At 46.7% G+C, this 1,115-nt stretch carries 1 protein-coding gene; it reads left to right on the top strand.

The window, feature by feature from the left end:
• Positions 1-612: 612 nt before the first annotated feature.
• Positions 613-1,115, top strand: a 503-nt coding sequence (locus tag CBG25_RS18925; protein WP_290605026.1) for a transposase, incomplete at its 3' end; no start/stop codon positions are given.

The raw sequence follows: 1,115 nt of genomic DNA, 5'->3' as shown, positions 1-1,115 counted from the left end.
CGACAAAACCTCCTCTAAGCTAACTCTATCCGCTCACCGGAGTCCGAGAGCAAGCGAACGGACGAGGAAGCGGAATATAACCATGGGTTATTTTTAGTGTTTAAGGTTGACTTTCAAGACGGTAACTCAAGCCCAGAGCTGGCTTGGCTTTACAGCGTTCCACCTAACCAAGGGCAAAACCACCCCTACGGGCTGTTATCTGATATAGGCTTGTTTTAGTGCAATTCACAGGAAACCTTTCTTCTTATGGTAGTAATATGTACGGCGACTAATACCTAGTGTCTCCCAAGGCTTCAACTGTTCAATTGACGTTGCAATAATTGGCCTACCGCCGCCCTTGCTCATAAGCCCCCCTCTAGCGCCGCGTATGGCCTGAATCTCTGGCGAATGCGTCCTAGCGACATACTCAGCAAAGGCTTTCTCTGTGAAGCGCCTATGAGTCCATTTGGCGACACTCTTGGCAATCGCTTTAACCTCTGGCTCACTGAGGGGAACGGGGAACTGGACGTTATAGCCCATTGCACGCTCAAAACACGCTGCGAACCACTGTGCGTCGGGTAGCAAGAGCGTATTTCTGCGCTCCCGCCCCCTAAGAGGCTGTCGCAAAAGCTCATGTTATCGATTAAAATTTGCTTTATTCGTTTTAAACGCAGATCTTTTATGACCGTATTTACTCGCAAACTGGAATCGCCATCTCACACCAAACGTAAGTTTGTCAAAGCGCAAAATCTACCTATCTTGGAGGGTTCTGTTTCCCTTTGCGATTATCTCAAGCAAATTGGTGAACGTAGGGCATTTATTGTCACAGAGATTTTGGATGAACAAGACTGGGTACCTTTCGAACGCTGTTATTCTTCAACAGGTAGAGCGCCGTATTCTCCTCGTTCAATGATGGGAATTTTGCTTTATGGGATCATGAAAGGGCATAGTTCGCTCAGAGCACTTGAAAATCTGGCGCGTTTAGATTTGGGATGTATTTTTGTCAGCAATGGCGTGACACCTGATCATGCCAGCCTTGGACGTTTCATTTATCAACATCAGACTGTCCTGACGGGCAGTTTTTTTAAAGAACTTACATTATCCGTTTTTCTTCGTACCCAATCTGGGGTTTCCTG

The sequence above is a fragment of the Arsenophonus sp. ENCA genome, from assembly GCF_002287155.1.
Lineage (GTDB): Bacteria > Pseudomonadota > Gammaproteobacteria > Enterobacterales > Enterobacteriaceae > Arsenophonus > Arsenophonus nilaparvatae.
Note: the sequence above shows the minus strand (reverse complement) of the source record. Positions and strands in the feature narration are given on the sequence as shown.